Source organism: Micromonospora sp. NPDC049282, assembly GCF_043197045.1.
In the GTDB taxonomy this organism is placed as follows: domain Bacteria; phylum Actinomycetota; class Actinomycetes; order Mycobacteriales; family Micromonosporaceae; genus Micromonospora.
This window is the reverse complement of record NZ_JBICSL010000002.1, coordinates 261,474-279,273: the sequence shown is the minus strand read 5'-3', so window position 1 is coordinate 279,273 and position 17,800 is coordinate 261,474. Positions and strand designations below refer to the sequence as shown.

13 protein-coding genes, 1 pseudogene and 1 riboswitch are annotated in these 17,800 nt (G+C 74.1%); of the genes and pseudogenes, 8 read left to right on the top strand and 6 right to left on the bottom strand.

Translation table 11 applies throughout. The features are described from left to right. Position 1 precedes the first annotated feature (1 nt). A complete protein-coding gene (locus ACGFI2_RS05105) occupies positions 2 to 1,351 on the top strand; it encodes a hypothetical protein (RefSeq protein WP_393510830.1) in 1,350 nt (449 codons plus the stop codon). Here the strand turns inward: ACGFI2_RS05105 and ACGFI2_RS05100 are convergent. Beyond that, positions 1,341 to 2,174, bottom strand: coding sequence for an alpha/beta fold hydrolase (locus ACGFI2_RS05100; protein WP_393510827.1), 834 nt, complete (start codon positions 2,172 to 2,174; stop codon positions 1,341 to 1,343). The two genes, ACGFI2_RS05105 and ACGFI2_RS05100, sit on opposite strands and share 11 nt — an antisense overlap. A 58-nt stretch (positions 2,175 to 2,232) precedes the next feature. On the opposite strand from ACGFI2_RS05100, the gene ACGFI2_RS05095 reads away from it, so the two are divergent. Beyond that, positions 2,233 to 2,943, top strand: coding sequence for a TetR/AcrR family transcriptional regulator (locus ACGFI2_RS05095; RefSeq protein WP_393510824.1), 711 nt, complete (start codon positions 2,233 to 2,235; stop codon positions 2,941 to 2,943). Between the two features lie 739 nt (positions 2,944 to 3,682). Here ACGFI2_RS05095 and ACGFI2_RS05090 read toward each other — a convergent pair. The 3 genes and pseudogenes from ACGFI2_RS05090 to ACGFI2_RS05080 form a co-directional block, all read right to left on the bottom strand. Continuing rightward, positions 3,683 to 4,354: pseudogene (locus ACGFI2_RS05090) on the bottom strand (SGNH/GDSL hydrolase family protein); the annotation flags it as partial. Positions 4,355 to 4,404: 50 nt separating this feature from the next. After that, a complete protein-coding gene (locus ACGFI2_RS05085) occupies positions 4,405 to 5,628 on the bottom strand; it encodes an MFS transporter (protein WP_393510821.1) in 1,224 nt (407 codons plus the stop codon). Next, entirely contained in the window at positions 5,625 to 7,199 is a 1,575-nt protein-coding gene (locus tag ACGFI2_RS05080) for a class I adenylate-forming enzyme family protein (RefSeq protein WP_393510818.1), read from the bottom strand. Before ACGFI2_RS05080 ends, ACGFI2_RS05085 begins: the two co-directional genes overlap by 4 nt. Before the next feature lie 312 nt (positions 7,200 to 7,511). Between ACGFI2_RS05080 and ACGFI2_RS05075 the strand changes: the two genes are divergently transcribed. The 6 genes from ACGFI2_RS05075 to ACGFI2_RS05050 all read left to right on the top strand — a co-directional run bounded on the left by ACGFI2_RS05075 (position 7,512) and on the right by ACGFI2_RS05050 (position 13,789). Beyond that, positions 7,512 to 8,795 (top strand): SGNH/GDSL hydrolase family protein, encoded by a 1,284-nt coding sequence (locus tag ACGFI2_RS05075; protein WP_393511621.1) that lies wholly within the window; start codon positions 7,512 to 7,514, stop codon positions 8,793 to 8,795. 67 nt (positions 8,796 to 8,862) lie between these two features. Continuing rightward, positions 8,863 to 10,086 carry a cytochrome P450 gene (locus tag ACGFI2_RS05070; RefSeq protein ID WP_393510815.1) on the top strand — a complete coding sequence of 408 codons (1,224 nt, stop codon included), beginning with the start codon at positions 8,863 to 8,865 and terminating at the stop codon, positions 10,084 to 10,086. Beyond that, complete coding sequence (locus ACGFI2_RS05065) at positions 10,083 to 11,057, top strand: alpha/beta hydrolase (RefSeq protein ID WP_393510812.1); 975 nt, start codon at positions 10,083 to 10,085, stop codon at positions 11,055 to 11,057. Before ACGFI2_RS05070 ends, ACGFI2_RS05065 begins: the two co-directional genes overlap by 4 nt. Then, positions 11,050 to 12,153, top strand: coding sequence for an alpha-hydroxy acid oxidase (locus ACGFI2_RS05060; RefSeq protein ID WP_393510809.1), 1,104 nt, complete (start codon positions 11,050 to 11,052; stop codon positions 12,151 to 12,153). Before ACGFI2_RS05065 ends, ACGFI2_RS05060 begins: the two co-directional genes overlap by 8 nt. Before the next feature lies 1 nt (position 12,154). Further along, positions 12,155 to 13,468 carry a PLP-dependent aminotransferase family protein gene (locus tag ACGFI2_RS05055; protein WP_393510806.1) on the top strand — a complete coding sequence of 438 codons (1,314 nt, stop codon included), beginning with the start codon at positions 12,155 to 12,157 and terminating at the stop codon, positions 13,466 to 13,468. A 69-nt stretch (positions 13,469 to 13,537) separates the two neighbouring features. After that, positions 13,538 to 13,789, top strand: a complete 252-nt coding sequence (locus ACGFI2_RS05050) for a hypothetical protein (protein ID WP_393510804.1) — start codon at positions 13,538 to 13,540, stop codon at positions 13,787 to 13,789. A 48-nt stretch (positions 13,790 to 13,837) separates the two neighbouring features. Here the strand turns inward: ACGFI2_RS05050 and ACGFI2_RS05045 are convergent, their stop codons facing one another. Next, on the bottom strand, positions 13,838 to 15,274 hold the full coding sequence (locus ACGFI2_RS05045) for a glycine hydroxymethyltransferase (RefSeq protein WP_393510802.1): 1,437 nt from the start codon (positions 15,272 to 15,274) through the stop codon (positions 13,838 to 13,840). Between the two features lie 18 nt (positions 15,275 to 15,292). After that, positions 15,293 to 15,382: riboswitch (ZMP/ZTP riboswitch) on the bottom strand. A gap of 253 nt (positions 15,383 to 15,635) precedes the next feature. After that, positions 15,636 to 17,798, bottom strand: a complete 2,163-nt coding sequence (locus ACGFI2_RS05040; RefSeq protein ID WP_393510801.1) for an acyltransferase family protein — start codon at positions 17,796 to 17,798, stop codon at positions 15,636 to 15,638. Positions 17,799 to 17,800: the final 2 nt, after the last annotated feature.

The following is a 17,800-nucleotide window of genomic DNA, read 5'->3' as shown; positions in this document are numbered from 1 at the left end:
GATGGACCCGAACTACCGGTGGCCGCCGCTCGGCCAGGCGTGGACCGACCTGCCCGAGTCCACCCGCGCGGCGATGGTGACGGCCGGCGCCGGCGCCTGGGAGGAGATCTTCCACGGCCGGGCCACCTACAACAAGGAGTGGCGGCTGGCCCGCCCGCCGGTGCTCACCGCGGACGCGTTCCGCGAGTTGAACGAGGTCTGCGACCGGATCGTCCAGCTCATCCTGGACGCCTGCCGGCGGCGGGCCCGCACCGCGGGTGAGCTGCGCCGGCTGCTGGACGTGCCGGAGGGGGAGACCCGGCTGCTGGACCCGGACGAGGTGCTGCACGAGGGGTTGCTGGCCGCGTACCGGCCGGACGTGCTGTTCTCCGGCGGCGTGCCGTGCATCGTGGAGTACAACATCGACAGCAGCCTCGGCGGCGGCTTCGACGCCGACACCGTGATCCAGCGGTACGCGGACCTGTACCGCGCGGGCGGTCTGCTCGACCGCGTCCGGCCCGCGCCGTCCCTGCTGGACCAGCGGTTCGTCGCCATCCGGGACGGCCTCGGGCTGCCCGACGGCGCCCGGGTGGCGCTGCTGATGGACTTCGAGGCGGAATACCCGGGGCTGGACGACCCGGACACGTTCATCCGGATCCTCGCCCCGCTGGCCGACCAGGCCCGGCGGTTCGGCATCGATCTGGTCATCGCCCCGGTCGCGACCGCCTCGCTGGACGAGCGGAGCCGGCTCGTCGTCGACGGCGCCCCGGTGGACGCCCTGTTCCGGCTCTTCGTGCCGAACCGGGTCACCCCCAGCGCGGGCCTGGACGCGGTGGCCGGCGCGCTGGCGGCCGGGACGTTGCCGATGTTCGTCAGCAGCGCGGCCTGGCTGCTCAGCAACAAGCTGAACTACGCCTGGCTCTGGGCCGACCTGGACCTGCTGCCGGAGCCGGACCGGGCGCTGATCCGCCGGTACGTGCCGCACACCGTGGCGCTCACCGCCGACCGGCTCGACCGGGCGCTGGCCGAGCAGGCCGACCTGGTCGCGAAGCCGGCCGGCGGGTCGGCCGGGCACGGGGTGCTGATCGGGCCGGAGCTGAGCGCGGTGGCCTGGGAGGACGGGGTCCGGGCCGCGATCGACGCGGGCGGGCACATCCTGCAGCGCTATCACGAGGCGGACCGGGTGGCGATGGACTTCGTGCAGATCGAGACCGGGGAGACGGTGACCGCCGACGTCCCGTACAGCCTCGCCCCGTACCTGTTCGGCCGCACCGGTTCCGGCGCGCTGGCCCGGGTCGGCTACCCGGGCTGCGAGGGCGTGCTGAACCTGGCCAGAGGCGTCCTCATGACCGGCGTCCTCCTCACCGACTGACCTCGCCCGCGGTCGGGGTGGTGAAGAAGGCGGCCAGGGGATCGATCAAGGCAGGTGGGGCGGCGGCTATGCCGTTGTGAGGGCTGCCGGGGACGCGCAGGGTGTGGGCGTGGGGGAGCACGGCGGCCAGCATGTCGTTGGTCTCGGTGAAGAACGGCGCGGCCTTGGCGCCGCTGATCAGCAGCGTCTCGGCGGTGATGCCGGCGTACTGCTCGGCCGGCCCCTCGTGCGCCACGATCTGCCGCGACTCGGCGAGCGTCATGCCGACCAGCGCGCCCATCGTCCGCCCGACCTCGGTGCGCAGGAACGCCCGGGTGAGCGCCGTCCGCACCGCCAGCGGCAGCCGCGACGCGGGGTTCCGCGGGTCGACGGCCGCGGCCACGATGGCCAGGGCGCGCGCCGGGTTCCCGGCCCGCACCGCCGCCTCGGCCGGGTCGAGGAACGCCGTCGACATGCCGCGCCCGGCCAGCCGCAGCGGGGCGTCGTAGACCGCGATCCGCTCCAGCGGCAGCCGCAGCGCGGCGCGCAGCACCACGAACGCGCCATAGCTGTGCCCGACCGCCCAGCGGGCGCCGGTGTGCGCGAGCACCGCGCCGAGGTCGTCGATCTCCTGCTCCACCGAGTACGGCTCGCGCCGCGCCGCCGCGTCCGCCCGACCTCGCCGGTTGTATTGGTGCACCGTGAACCGGTCGGCGAGCCGGGCGACCAGCCGCCGGTATTCCCGGATCGTCACCCCGCCGCCGTGCACCACGACGAGGCCCGGTCCGGTGCCCGTGGAGTGCACGACGACATGCGCGCCGTCCGGCGCCGTGATCCGTTGCATGGCTGTCCCCTCATGACCCCTAAAACTGCGAACGACGTTTGCAGTTTACAGTGAACGGGTGAGCGGCGCACCCACTGATCCGGCCGGCGACGGTGCCACCGGCCGGTCGATCTGGACCCGGCCCCGGCGCGGCACCCGCGGCCCGACACCGACGCACGGCCGGGACGAGATCGCGGCGGCCGCGGTCGAGCTGGCCGACGCCGGCGGCCTGGACGCGGTATCCATGCGGGCGGTGGCCGGCGCGCTCGACATGGCCGCCGGCTCGCTCTACCGGCACCTGTCGTCCCGGGACGACCTGCTGGACCTGATGGTCGACAGGTGCGTGGGTGAGCTGCGCCCCTACCCGGCCGACGACGACGGGACCTGGACGGACCAGTTCCTTCGGCTCGCCCGCCGCCAGCTCGCGCTGCACGGTCGGCACCCGTGGCTGGCCGACGCGCTCGCCCGACGCGCCGATCCCGGACCGAACACGCTTGCCCACTTCGACGCCTGCCTGCGCATCCTGCAACCGGTCCGGGCGACGACCGCCGCGAAGTTCGAGGCGATCGCCATGGTCACCGGCGTGGTGACGCTCTTCGCCCGCAACGCGGCGGCCACTGGCACGGTGACGTTCGACCACGTCGACATGGCGGCCTACCCGCACCTGGCGGCCGCGTTCGCCGCCCCCGCGCCCAACCCGCCGCCCGGGGACGACCTGTTCACCCGCACCCTGCGCGCCCTGCTCGCCGGCCTGTTGACCTCGGACGGCCCCGACCAGGGACGGCCCTGACTTGCGGTCGGCGGTGCGCCCGTCGCCCATGACTGACGGGCCTCCTTTCGTCCGGTCCAGACTGCCCCTGCCTGCCTGCCTGCCTCTGCCGGCGTGAACCGGCTGTGGCCTTGAACCGGCTGTGGCCTTGAACCGGCTGTGGCCCTGAACGGCCGGTAGCACCGGAGCGGCCCGGACCACCGACGGGCGACGATCGTCATGCCTCATTCCTGAACAGTGGGGTTCCGGTCGCCTTTGGAGCTGATATCAGAAACGACTCGCCGTGGTCCCTTGCGATCCGCCACCGGCGTCGGGACCGCTCGCCTCACGTGATCCGCGCTGGTCGACATGGCGTTTGTCGTCGCCTCCCGCAGCCACCGTGCGGTGAGTCGTTCCTGATATCAGCTCCAAAGGCACTCGCCGATCCTGTGCCCGGTAGCGGAGGCGCTCAGGTCCCGCGCGGCCGGCGAGACCGGTCTGGACGGAGGGACCGGTCTGGCGGCAGGAACCGATCAGGGCGCGACCGGCCGATCCAAACGGCAGGGGTCGGTCCAAACGGCGGGGGTCGGTCCAAACGGCGGGGGTCGGTCCAGGCGGCGGGGGCCGGTCCAGGCGGCAGGACCGGTTTCGACGGCAAGGTCGATCTCTACGGCACCACAGAAGGCCTCTCGGGTTCCACCTCGGCGGGACCGCCGATTCGGCGGGAAGTGCTGACGGGGGTTGCAGCGCACCCCGAGCGGTCGTCGAGAGGCGGGCTGGGCGCGGCGCGGGCGGCCAGGACGCGCAGCGTCTCGGCGGTGGCGACCGCGTCGCTGCGGGCGCTGCCGTGCCGGCCGTCGCTGCTGTAGAGCGACGGGTCCGCGACCAGCGGATGGTCGGTCAGGTGCACGTGCAGCGTGCCGAGCCGCTCGGCCACCGCCCGGGTGTGCCGGGACAGCCGGCGCATCCGTTCGCCGAGGCCGGCGCGCAGCGTGTCCGGCACCGCCGGGCTGTGCGAGACGTCGAACATGCCCACCGTGAGCACGTCCGCCCCGGTGCCGCGCAGCGCGGTGATCAGCGTGGACAGCTCCGCGTCGACCGCGTCCGGGTCGTACCCGGGCCGGAACGCGTCGTTGCCGCCGCACACCACCAGCGCCAGGTCCGGCGCGAAGGCCAGCGCGTCGGCCAGCTGGGTGGCCCGGACCTCGTGGGCGCGCAGCCCGCGCCGGCCCAGGTTCAGGTAGGCCAGGTCGGGCCGCTCCGCCCGCAGCTCGGCCGCGATCCGGTCCGCCCACTGCAGGTCGGAGTAGCCGTCGGCCGGCTCGCACAGCCCTTCGGCGACGCTGTCGCCCAGCACCACGAATCGGCGCCACGGGTGCCCGCGCAGCAGTTCGCCGGCCTCACCGGGCCGCAGGCACCAGGGATCCGTCGCCTCGGTCAACGTCGATGGCATGCCCGGCACGCTAGCCGACCCGCCGTCGCCGGAGGAAGGCGTCGGCCCGGTCAGGCCGGGGTGGGGGTGACCGGCTCCGCCGCCTGGCGGTCGGCCGGGTACCGGAAGAGCAGCAGCGGCGCCACGGTGAGCACCAGGCAGGCCACCGACATCACCAGCAGCGCCGGGGTCAGGCCGAGCAGCGCCACCGACCAGCCGCCGAGCAGCGCCCCTACCGGCAGGCCGAGGAACGCCACCGAGCCGGAGATGCCCAGCACCCGGGTCTGCAACGCCTCCGGCACCCGCTGGTAGAGCGCGGCGCCGAGCAGCGGGTTCACCGCCGCGATCCCGATCCCGGACAGGAACGTCACCACCAGCACCACGACCAGGTCGTCGCTCAGCGCCAGCGCCAGCAGCCGGGGCGCGCCGCTGAGCGCCAGTCCGAGGGCGAACGTCGCCCGGTCGGGCAGTCGCGTGCCGACCAGGGTGAACAGCAGGTTGCCCAGCAGCGCGCCGGCCGAGAACACGCCCAGCAGCAGCCCGAACCCGGCCGGGTCGCCGAGCACCTCATTCACCCAGAGCGGGATCCAGACCGCGACGCTGGCGTTCGCGAACATGTTTGACGCGGACACCACGATCAGCATGATCAGCAGAGTCCGGTCGGTGCGCAGGTAGGCGAAGCCGCCGCGCAGCGCCCGCAGGTAGCGCTCCCGGGGCGGCGGCTGCGCGAGCGCCGGCGGGCGGACCAGCACCCCGATCAGCAGCGCGCAGACCGCGAACGTGGCCGCGTCGATCCAGATCGCCCGGGTCAGCCCCACCCAGTCGATCAGCAGCCCGCCCAGCACCGCGCCGAACAACGTCATCCCCCGGGCCAGCCCGTCGTAGGCGGAGGTCAGCCGGATCAACGGCACCCCGGCCCGTTCGGCGGCCGGCTTGAACAGCACGTGCTTGACCCGGTCACCGATGCCGCGCAGCCCGCCGGCGACCGCCACCAGCACCAGCAGCGTGCCGAACCCGAGCCAGGGCGCGAGCGCCACCACCGCCATCGCGGCCGCGCTCGCCGCGTCCACGAAGACCGAGGTGCGGCGTACCCCGAAGCGGTCCGCCCACGGCGTGGCCAGCGCGCTGGAGAGCATGTACGGCAGCGTCTCCGCGGCCGCGACCAGGCCCATCCGGGTTGGGCTGCCGGTGGTCTCCAGCACCAGCCAGGGAATGGCGACCACCGAGATCCGGGTGCCGAGGTTGGACAGCAGGTCGGCGCCGACCAGGGTGTACAACTCCCGGCGCGGGTTCACGCCGGGCTGCCGATCGGGTGCGCGGCGGCGTACCGGGCCCGCAGCGCCCGTTTGTCCACCTTGGCGGACCGGTTCAGCGGCAGCGCGTCGACGAACTCCACCGCACCGGGCGCCCAGGTCTCGCTCAGCTCCCGGGTCACCAGCGCGATCAGCTCGTCGCCGGTGACCGACGCGCCCGGCGCCGCCACCACGTACGCGTGCGGCAGCTCCCCGGCCACCGGGTCCGGCACCCCGATCACCGCGGCGGCGCGGACCTCGGGGTGCCCGGCGAGCACGTCCTCGATCGGCCGGGAGTAGATCGGCCAGCTCCGCTGCCGGGTGAGGATCCGGTCCTGCATCCGGTCGACCAGGTAGAGGAAGCCGTCGTCGTCGAGGTGGCCGATGTCGCGGGTGCGCACCCAGCCGTCGACGAGCGTCTCGGCGGTCAGCTCCGGCTGGCCGTGGTAGCCGGCGAAGCTCAGCTTGGTGCGGGCCCACACCTCGCCGTCGGCGCCGGCCGGCAGCACCCGGCCGTCGGCGTCGCGGATCTCCACCGTGACGTCCCCGTACGGGCGGCCGCAGGAGCGCAACCGCTCCGGGTGCTCCGGGTCCTCGGTGAGGCCGGGCTGAGCGCAGATGACGACGGCCTCGCTGAGCCCGTAGACGATGCGCAGGCACGGGCCGAACCGGTCGATGGCCTGGCGCAGCCGGGCCGGGGCGGCGGGCCCGGCGCCGACGTTGAACATGAACATCGCGGAGAAGTCGGCGCCCGGCAGGTCGGGGTGGTCGAGCACCTCGTACAGCATCGGCGGGGTGACGAACGTGGAGGTGAGCCGCTCGGCGTGCGCGGTGGCGATGAACGTCGCCGGGTCCCACTGCTCGCGCAGGAACAGCACCCCGCCGGTGAACAGGTTGAACAGCGTGGTGATCTGGCCGCTGGCCAGCCACATCGGCGAGTGCGACAGGTGTCGCAGCAGCGGGAACCCGGCGGCCCGGAAGTCGGCCGCGAGCGCCAGCACCTGCCGGTAGAAGCTCTCCCGGTGGTGCACCAGCTTCGGCGTGCCGGTGGTGCCGCTGGTCTGCAGGAACGACTCCGGCGCGGGCCCGGAGGCCGGCGGGTCCGCCGGGGCGGCGCGGTGGACGGGGGTGCCGTCGGCGGGGGCGCCGTCGGCGGTGAGGTCCGGTCCGGCGCCGCCCGGCCCGAGGCAGAGCACCGGTACGCCGGCCAGCCCGGCGGCGAGCTGCCCGCCCAGCGGGTCGCGCGGGTCGTGCACGAAGACCTCCGGCGCGGCCAGCGCGACGAACTCGTCGATCTCCCGCCGCGAGGTGACCGGGGCGATCCACATGCTCCGGCAGCCGAGCAGGTGCAGCGCGAGTTGCAGCAGCGGGCCCTCGACCGTGTTGCCGAGCATCACCAGCACCGCGGCGCCGGGGCGTACGCCGTGCCGGCGTAGCGCGGCGGCCAGGCCGCGCACCTCGGCGGCGACCCGGGGGTAGGTCAGCCGGCGTCCGCCGCCGACCAGCGCCTCCCGGTCGCCGAACCCGGCGAACAGCTCCAGCGCCTCGTGCACGTAGTTCGGCCGGTCGGTCATCGGGCAACCCCCATCTGGTCCGCGAGCGGCGTCCGGCCAGGTCAGGGCCGGGACTTCAACGGCGGGTGCCGGGGTCGGCGACCGCACCGCCGCCGGTTCCGAGCCTAGGCAGCGTCGGTCCACGGCGGACAGAGCCGATCGTCGGTGCCCGGCATCCCCCGGGCATTTGACCATGTCGATCAGGTTGATTGACGCTCGTCACCGGCGACGGCTAGTTTCCGGTCCATCGCCCGGGCCGATGGCGCCCACCGCGCCATGCCCGGGGCTGCCGAAAATGGAGGATCGATGCCGACCCCGAAGAGATGGCACGTCATAGCTTCCGCCGCAACGCTGCTGCTCGCCGGCACCCCGGCGGTCACCGCGAGCGCCGGCCCCACCGACACCGACCGCGCCGGGCACGGGCGCGCCGAGTGGGCCGGGAGCTGGGCCGCGGCGGTGACCCGCGGGAACACCGTGGGGCTGACCAACACCGGCCTCAACGACCAGAGCATCCGGATGACGGTGCAGACCACGGTGGGCGGTCCGCGCCTGCGGGTCCGGCTCACCAACCTCTACGGCGAGCAGGCGGTGCAGGTGGGGCACGCCACGATCGCCCGGCCGAACACCGCCACCGCCGACGACCTGTCCGACGTCGACCCGGCCAGCGTCCGGGAGCTGACCTTCTCCGGCGGCACGTCGGCCACCATGAACAAGGGCGCGGAACTGCTCAGCGACCCGCTGTCCTACCCGGTGGCCGAGCAGGAGGACCTGGTGGTCACCCTGTACTTCCCGGTGCTCACCGGTCCGGTCACGTTCCACGGCCAGTCCCGGGTCACCAACTTCATCGGCGCGACGGACCTGACCACGGCGGCCGGCGGCACGGGCTTCACCATCAAGCCCAACTGCTGCTGGATGTTCCTCTCCGGCATCGACGTGGAGCGCCGGGCCACGCCGGGCTCGGTGGTGGTGCTCGGCGACTCCATCGGCGACGGCAACGGCAGCACGGTCAACGCCGACCAGCGGTGGCCGGACCTGCTGGCCGAGCGGCTGGTCGACGCCCGCCCGGAGGTCCGCACCCCGGGTGTGCTCAACCTGAGCCTGGCCGGCAACCGGCTCAACCACGAGGGCACCGAGCCCGGCGCGGGCGGTTTCCCCGGCTACTACGAGCTGGGCCCGAACGCGTTGGCCCGGCTCAACGAGGACGTGTTCCCGCAGACCGGCGTCCGCACCGTCATCACCCACCTGGGCATCAACGACATCTGGATGAGCGGCGACAGCAGCGAGGCGATCATCGGGTCGCTGCGGCAGCTCAACCGGCAGGTGAAGGCGCGCGGCCTGACCAGCCTGGTCGGCACCGTCACCCCGTACGAGGGCAACGGCGGGCCGGGGGTGTGGACCGAGGAGAAGGACGCCACCCGCAACGCGGTCAACGCCTGGCTGCGCGGCGCCGGGCGGGCCGAGTTCGACGGCGTGCTCGACTTCGACGCCGTGCTCCGTGACCCGGCGCGGCCGAGTCGGCTGCTGCCGGCGTACGACGCCGGGGACCACATCCACCCGAACGACGCGGGCGCGCGGGCGATGGCGAACGCCGTCCCGCTGCGGCTGCTCGGGCTGTGACACCGGGCGGGGGCGGCGGCGCACGGCGGCCGCCCCCGCCGCCAATTCCTGGGGAGGAAGACCCGCCGTGGACGTCAGCGAGATCCTGACCGGCCTGTACAGCGAGCAGGGCCGGCAGAACCCCTATCCCTTCTACGCGGCCCTGCACGAGCGCGGGCCGATCAGCGCCATTCCCACCCGCGCCGAGCATCGCACCGTCACCGCCGTGGCCGGCGGCTACGACGTGGTGGACCGGATCCTGCGCGATCCCGGTTGGTACAAGGGCTTCCCGCCCGGCTGGGAGGAGCAGGAGATCCTGCGTACCTTCCTCACCTCGATGATGTTCATCAACCCGCCGGACCACACCCGGATGCGCGCGGTGTTCGCGAAGACGTTCACCCCGCGCCGGCTCGGCGCGCTGGAGCCGGTGGTGGTGCGCATCGTCTCCGAGCGTCTGGACGCGATGGCCGAGGCCGGCGCGGACGGCGCCGAGGTGGACTTCGTCGCCGACTTCGCGTACCCGGTCCCGGCCCTGGTGATGGCCGAGTTCATCGGCCTGCCGGCGGCGGACCTGGCCTGGTACCGGCAGCGGGTCGACTGGATCGACGAGTACATGGACGTCGCCGGCAAGACGCCGGAGCGGCTGGCCCGGGCCAACCAGGCCGCCGAGGAGCTGCGGGCCTACTACCGCGACCTGATCGCCCACCGCCGCCGCTCACCCGGCGACGACCTGATCAGCGGCCTGGTCGAGGTGCTCGACGCCGGTGGCGTCGGGCTGACCGAGGACGAGCTGATCAGCAACCTGATCGTGCTGTTCAACGCCAGTTTCGTCACCACCGTCTACATGTTCAGCAACGGCCTGCCGCTGCTGCTCGCCCACCCGGAGGTGACCGCCGCGCTGCCCGGCGACGACGCCCTCGCCCGGGGTTGCGTGGACGAGGTGCTGCGGATGGAGAGCCCGGTGCACTTCCTGGCCCGGTCCGCGCCCGCCGACACCGAGCTGGACGGCGTGCCGGTGGGCCGGGACGACAACGTGCTGCTGCTGATCGCCGCCGCCAACCGCGACCCGGCCCGGTTCCCCGACCCGGACCGCTTCGACCCGCGTCGCGGCGGCCCGCCGTCGCTGGCCTTCGGGGTCGGGCTGCACTTCTGCCTCGGCTCGGCGGTGTCGAAACTGGAGGGCCGGCTCGCGCTGCCCCGGCTCTTCGCCCGCTTCCCCCGGCTCGCGGTCACCCAGCCCTACACCTACAGCGGTAGCCTCTTCCTGCGCGGCATCGACAAGCTCTTCGTCACCACCGGGGAGGCCGGATGACGCTCGACCCGCAGGTGGTCGCGTGGCGGGCCGCGCGCGCGGCCGCCGGCGCCGCGCCGCTCTACACGCAGACCCTCGCCGAGGCCCGCGCCGCCGACCTCGCCGCGATCCGCGCCGGCGGCGGCGCGGTCGAGCCGGTGGCCGAGGTACGCGACACGCAGGTGCCCGGCCCGGCCGGGCCGCTGCCGGTGCGGATCCACCGGCCGGCCGGCGAGGGCCCGCTGCCCACGCTTGTCTACTTCTTCGGCGGCGGCTGGACGCTGGGCAGTGTGGACACCGCCGACGGGATCTGCCGCCGGCTGGTCAACCTGGCCGGCTGCCAGACCGTGACCGTCGGCTACCGGCTGGCCCCGGAGCACCCGTTCCCGGCCGCGGTGGAGGACTGCCACGCCGCGCTGCGTCACCTCGCCGCGCGGCCCGCCGAGTTCCGGGTCGACCCGGGGCGGTTGGCGGTGGGCGGGGACAGCGCCGGTGGCAACCTGGCCGCCGCGGTGACGCTGCTGGCCCGCGCCGACGGCGGCCCTCGGCTGGCGGCCCAGTTGCTTGTCTATCCGAACACGGACCAGCGTCCCGGGCAGCGTCCGACCGACGACGAGGACCCGCTGCTGTTCAACCGGCACTCCGTCGGGTGGTACCGCGGTCACTACCTCGCCGACCCGGGCGACGCGGCCCACCCGCTCGCCTCGCCGCTGCTCGCCGAGGACCTGTCCGGCCTGCCGCCGGCGCTTGTCGTCACCGCCGGGCACGACCCGCTGCGCGCCGAGGGCCGGCGGTACGCCGAGCGGCTGCGCGAGGCGGGCGTGCCCACCGAGACGGCCGACTACCCGGGCCTGGTCCACGGCTTCTTCGCCATGCCCGGCGTGTTCGACGCCGGCGGTGAGGCCCAGCAGCGGGCCGCGGCGTTCCTGCGCCGCAGCTTCGGCCTCGACCCGGCGTCGGCTCCGGCGACCGTCGGGACCGAGCATGCCTGAACCCGAGCCGGACTTCGTGCCGCCGGCCAGCCTGGCCGACTTCGCCGCGCTGGCCCGGGCGGTGCTCCCCGACGACGTGTGGGACTACGTCGACGGCGGCAGCGGCGCCGAGACCGCGCTGGCCGCCAACCGGGCCGCGCTGGACCGGGTGGCGGTGCTGCCGCGGATGCTGGCCGGCGTCGAGGAGGCGTCCACCGAGGCGCCGCTGCCGGGTGGTCGGGCCGCGCTGCCGGTGGCGGTCGCGCCGATGGCGTACCAGCGGTTGCTGCATCCCGACGGCGAGCCGGCGCTCGCGGCGGCGGCCGGCGCGGCCGGCGTGCCCTACGTGGCCAGCACGCTGTCCAGCACGCCGATCGAGGAGATCGCGGCGGCCGGCGGGACGGTCTGGTTCCAGCTCTACTGGCTGCGGGACCGGGCGCTGGTGGCCGACCTGCTCGACCGGGCGCTGGGCGCCGGCTGCGCGGCGCTGATGGTCACGGTGGACGTGCCGGTGCTGGGCCGGCGGTTGCGCGACGCGCGCAACGGGTTCGCGCTGCCGCCGCACGTCACCGCCGCCAACCTGCCCGGCGGACGCGACGACCTGGCCCACCAGGGCACACCGGGTGTCTCGGCCGTGGCGGTGCACACCGGCGCGGTCTTCGCCCCGGCGCTGAGCTGGGCGGACCTGGCCTGGCTGCGGGCGCGTACCCCGGTGCCCCTGCTGGTCAAGGGCATCCTGGACGCCCGCGACGCGGTCCGCGCGGCGGACGCCGGCGTGGACGCGGTGGTGGTGTCCAACCACGGCGGCCGGCAGCTCGACGCCGCCCCGGCCAGCGTGAGCGTGCTGCCGGAGGTGGTCGACGCGGTGGGGGAGCGGTGCGCGGTGCTGCTGGACAGCGGCGTCCGCGGCGGCGTCGACGTGCTGCGCGCGCTCGCCCTCGGCGCGTCCGGCGTGCTGGTCGGCCGGCCGCTGCTCTGGGCCCTCGCCGCCGGCGGCCGGGCCGGCGCCGAGGCCGCCCTGGCGCTGCTCGCGGCCGAGCTGCGGGACGCCCTCATCCTCAGCGGCTGCCCCGACCCGGCGTCGGCCGGGCGGCTGCGTACCCGGATCGGAGGCTGACGTGGAACCGGTGGACCTGGCCGTCACGGCGCTGCACGGCAGCGTCGACGATCCGGCGCTGAACTCGATGAACTTCCTCAACGAGGTGGCGCAGCACTACCCGGAGGCGGTGTCGCTCGCCGCCGGCCGGCCGTACGAGGAGTTCTTCGACTCGACGCGGCTGGCCGAGCACCTGGACCGCTTCCGCCGGCACCTCGCCGACGACCTCGGGCTCGGCCCGGCCCAGATCGACCGGACGCTGTTGCAGTACGGCCGGACCAAGGGGATCGTGCACCACCTGATCGCCCGCAACCTCGCCGTCGACGAGGGGATCACGGTCGACCCGGACGCGATCGTGGTGACCGTCGGCTGCCAGGAGGCGATGTTCCTGGTGCTGCGCGCGTTGCGGGCCGAGGCGTCCGACGTGCTGTTCGCGGTGGCGCCGACGTACGTCGGGCTGACCGGCGCGGCCCGCCTGGTCGACCTGCCGGTGCGCCCGGTGGCCGGCGGCCCGGACGGCGTCGACCTGGCCGACCTGCGCGCCGGGGTGCGCCGCGCCCGCGCCGAAGGGCTGCGGCCGCGGGCCTGCTACGTGATGCCGGACTTCGCCAACCCGTCCGGGGTCAGCATGGACACCGCCCACCGGCGCCGCCTGCTCGACCTGGCCGCCGAGGAGGACCTGCTGCTCGTCGAGGACAACCCGTACGGCCTCTTCCCGGCCGCCGGCACGGACCGCCGCCCGACGCTCAAGGCGCTGGACACCGCCCGCCGGGTGGTCTACCTCGGTTCATTCGCCAAGACCGTGCTGCCCGGCGCCCGGGTCGGCTACGTCGTGGCCGACCAGCGGGTGGAGGGCTCGGACGGCACGGTCGGTCCGCTCGCCGACCAGCTCGCGAAGATCAAGAGCATGGTCACGGTGAACACGTCGCCGATCAGCCAGGCGGTGATCGGCGGCGCGTTGCTGGCGCACGACTGCTCGCTGGTGGCGGCGAACGTCCGGGAGCGGGCCGCGTACGCCCGCAACCTGGCCCACCTGGTCGACGGCCTGGCGCGACGCTTCCCGGACGGCGGTCCGGTGCGCTGGACCGTGCCGGCCGGTGGCTTCTTCGTGGTGGTGACCGTGCCGTTCGCCGTCGACGACGCGTTGCTGCACCGCTCGGCGCGGGAGTACGGCGTGCTCTGGACCCCGATGGCGCACTTCTACGACGCCGGCACGCCGGTGAACGCGTTGCGGCTGTCGGTGAGCGCGGTCACCCCGGCGCAGATCGACCTGGGCCTGGACCGGCTCGCCGCGCTGGTCGCCGACACCTCGGCCGCGGTGGCGGCGCCGGCGTGACCTCGCAGTGTCGCCGTTCGGGCAGCACAGGTGTTCCCCGGCCTCCGGCGCTCCGTTGATAATGGACGGATGGTTGCCTGGGAGTACGCGTTGCTGGTCCGCCGCTATCAGGGGCAGGGCCGGAATTTCCACGTCTCGTTCGTCTGGTACGGCCCGGACGGGTCCCGCACCGACGTGACCGCGTACGGCGACACCGCGGTCGCGCACCTCAACCGGGTGGGCCGGGAGGGCTGGGAGCTGGTCAGCGCCGCCGAGGACGTGAACAACGTGCAGGGCAGCACCGAGGTGCACCGCTACCACCTCAAGCGTCCGCTGAACTGAGGTCCGCTCCCCTGCCGGCCGTCCGGTCGGCAGGGGCGCGGGCGCGTCTCAGCCCAGCTCGACCTCGGGATAGAGCGGGAACGGGGTGAGCAGGTCGGCGGCCTGCTTGCCGACCTGCTCGGCGGTCGCCGGGTCGAGCACGTACCTGGCCTTCGACGGGGCGCCGTCGGGGCCGGTGCCGGGGCTCGTCCCGGTGAGCACGGTGTGGATCAGCTCGGCGGTGGCGTCCATCTCCGCGGCGCCGAGCCCACGGGTGGTCAGCGCCGGCGTGCCGATCCGGATGCCGGACGTGTACCACGCGCCGTTCGGGTCCTGCGGCACCGCGTTGCGGTTCGTCACGATCCCGGAGTCGAGCAGCGCCTGCTCGGCCTGCCGGCCGGTCAGGCCGTACCCGGAGACGTCGATGAGCACCAGGTGGTTGTCGGTGCCACCGGTGACCAGCGTCGCGCCCCGGCGCAGCAGTCCGTCGGCGAGCGCCTGCGCGTTGTCCACGATCCGCTGTGCGTAGTCGGCGAAGTCGGGGCGCCGGGCCTCGGCCAGCGCGACCGCCTTGGCGGCCATCACGTGCGGCAGCGGGCCGCCGAGCACCATCGGGCAGCCCCGGTCGACCTGGTCGGCCAGCTCCGGGCCGCAGAGCACCATGCCGCCGCGCGGGCCGCGCAGCGACTTGTGCGTGGTGGTGGTGACGATGTGCGCGTGCGGCACCGGGTCGAAGTCGCCGGTGAAGACCTTGCCGGCGACCAGGCCGGCGAAGTGCGCCATGTCGACCATGAAGGTGGCGCCGACCGAGTCGGCGATCTCCCGCATGATCCGGAAGTTGACCTTCCGGGGGTACGCCGAGTAGCCGGCGACCAGGATCAGCGGCTTGAACTCCCGGGCCGCCTCGGCCACCCGGTCGTAGTCGATCAGGCCGGTGGCCGGGTCGGTGCCGTAGCTGCGCTGGTCGAACATCTTGCCGGAGATGTTCGGCCGGAAGCCGTGGGTGAGGTGGCCGCCGGCGTCCAGCGACATGCCGAGCATCCGCTGGTTGCCCAGCTCCCGGCGCAGCGCGAACCAGTCCGCCTCGGTGAGGTCGTTGACCTGACGGACCTGGGCCTTCTTCAACGCGGGCGACTCGACCCGGTCGGCGAGGATCGCCCAGAAGGCGACCAGGTTGGCGTCGATGCCGGAGTGCGGCTGCACGTACGCGTGGGCGGCCCCGAACAGCTCCCGGGCGTGCTCGGCGGCGAGCGCCTCGACGGTGTCCACGTTCTGGCAGCCGGCGTAGAAGCGGCGTCCGACCGTGCCCTCGGCGTACTTGTCGCTGAACCAGTTGCCCATGGTCAGCAGCGTCGCGGGGGAGGCGTAGTTCTCACTGGCGATCAACTTCAGCGACTCGCGCTGGTCGGCCAGCTCAGCCCCGATGGCGTCCGCCACCCGCGGCTCGACGGCGCGGATCACCTCCAGCGCGCTGCGGAAGGCGGTGGACTCGGCGTTGTGCGACATGCGACCTCCAGGTGACGTGCGGAAGGCCCAGGCGCTCGGCATGCGTCCTCATGACGAGGCCGCTCCCCGATGGTGCTCCATCTCCACGCGCCAGTCACGGCCCGTGGGAGATCCTAGCGGTCGGCCCCGGGCCGGACCTGCGGGGTTGGGCGGCCCGTCGTGGGGCACACCCATGGTACGGGCGGGTGCGCGACGGCGTTCCGGCCCACCGGAGAGGGGGCCCGAGCATGACCCCGCGGCCGGCAAGATCGTTCCGGATCGGCTGAAGGCGGAGCAGCACCGGAAGATGGCCGAGCCGGGCTCGGGGAGCTGAGCGCGACCACGGGGGCGGGACCCGGCGTGGCGGCCGGGCCCGTCCCGCTCAGCTGAGGATCTTCGTGAGGGCCGTCCGGAGGCGGGGGGCGAGGGTCGTCATGTAGGTGCCGGTGAGGTGGTTGTTGTCGCGGAAGACCAGCACCCCGCCGATGACCGCCGAGCAGGGGTCGGTCGGGCAGATGGCGTTCGTCAGGTCCACCAGGTGCACGTTGGGCAGCTTCGCCACCGCCACCTTGTGGGCGTCCCCGCTGCCGACCCGCAAGGCGTCCGCCCGCGGGTTGGCGCAGCGGGTCAGTTTCTTTCGGTTGGTCAGGACGCACTCGGGGGCGATCCGTTTCAGTTGCGGGTTGTCGCGCAGCACGGCGACCGGTACGCCGACCGCCGTGAGCTGCTGCCAGGTGGCACGCAGCGCGTCGGCCAGGACCTTGTTCGACTCCTCGGTCGGGTCCGGCGGCACGTTGCCGTCGGGGTGGTAGAAGCCGTTGCTGACCAGGAGCAGGTCCGGCTTCACCGCGTCGACCATCTCCTTGAGCACCCGCCGGTTCCAGTCCACGCACCGGGGCGCGGGCCACTTCCGCCAGGACGCCACCCGTTCCATGTCGATGAAGGGGCAGCCACCCAGGGTGTAGACCGCCAGCCGCCACCGCTCGACCTCCGCCACCGCCCGCAACGCCGGCAGCCACTGGGTGGCGTGCGAGTCCCCGGCGAGTGCGACGGTGGTCGTGCCGTTCGGGTCCCCGTAGACGCAGGGGATCATGCCCGCGTCCCCCTTCGGCTTCGGGCCGCAGGCGTTGGGCCAGGTCTCCGGCCCGTCCATCTTGGCGACCATCGGGTCGGGGGTGATCGAGGCGATCCGGTCGACCGCCCTGCCCGCGTCGTCGCCAAGCGGGTTGGCGGCGAGCACCGTCGCCCCCGGCGGGCCGGTGAGGGTCAGGTTCCGGGAGGCCGCCGCGCTCCCACCGGGCAACGGCATGGTCAGCGAGGTCACCGGCGCCGACGGCGGCGGCCCGATCACGAGCTGGAACAGCAGACCCGCGGTGACGGCGGCACCCGTGCAGATCGCGCCGACCCGCAACGCCACGGCCGGCTGCCACCGCAGCGTCTCGGACATCCGGACCGGATTCTCCAGGAATCGGTACGTCAGGGCGGCCGGCACGGCGGACAGCGCCACCACACCGAGGGCGACGGCCGTGCTCAACTCGCCGAACCTCGCCTCCGCGGCGATCAGCAGGGGCCAGTGCCACAGGTAGAGCGAGTAGGACAGCGCCCCGACCGCCCGTATCGGCCGCAGCCCGAGGACGCCGGCCGGCCCCCACCCGCCGGCCGCCGGCGCGCCGGCGATGACCGCCGCCGTGCCGAGCGTCGGCAGCAACGCCTGGTAGCCGGGGAAGGCCACCTCGGGGTCGACGACGACGGCGGACGCCAGCACCGCGGCGACCCCGGTCCAGGCGAGCGGGGCGGCCAACGTCCGTGGCATCCGGTACGACCGGGTGCCGGCGATGGCGACGGCGCCGCCCACGGCGAGTTCCCACAGCCGCGTGGTGGTGACGAAGTAGGCCGGTCCCGGATCCGCCTGGCTCTGGTGCAGCGACCAGGCGAAGGACGGGACGGCCACCAGTGCGACGCCGGCCATCAACGCGCCCCGCCGCAGCCGGCGGCGCCCGCCCAGGACGGCCAGGCCGAGCAGCAGCAGCGGCCAGAACAGGTAGAACTGCTCCTCGACGGCGAGCGACCAGAAGTGCTGCACGATGCTGGGCGCGTCCTCCCGGGCCCAGTAGTCGGTGGACTGGACGGCGAGCCGCCAGTTCAGGCCGTAACAGGCGCTGGCCACCACGTCCCAGGCCGTGGCGCGCCACCGGGTGGCGGGCAGCATCAGCCAGGTGAGCAGCAGGCTGACCAGCAGGACGAGGACGGCGGCGGGCAGCAGTCGCTTCGCCCGGCGGGCGTAGAACCCGGTCAGCGAGAGGCGTCCGGTGCGCTCCAGCTCGCCGACGAGCAGCCCGGTGATGAGGAAACCCGAGATGACGAAGAAGACGTCCACCCCGACGAACCCGCCCGGCACCAGGCCCCGGGCCGCGTGACCGACGAGCACCATGAGCACGGCGAGGGCGCGCAGGCCCTCGATGTCCCCCCGGTACGTCGAGCGGGGAGCGCCCTCCGCCCCCAGGAGCCGCTGCCCGGGGTCCGCCTGCGGTCTACCAAGTAGCACGT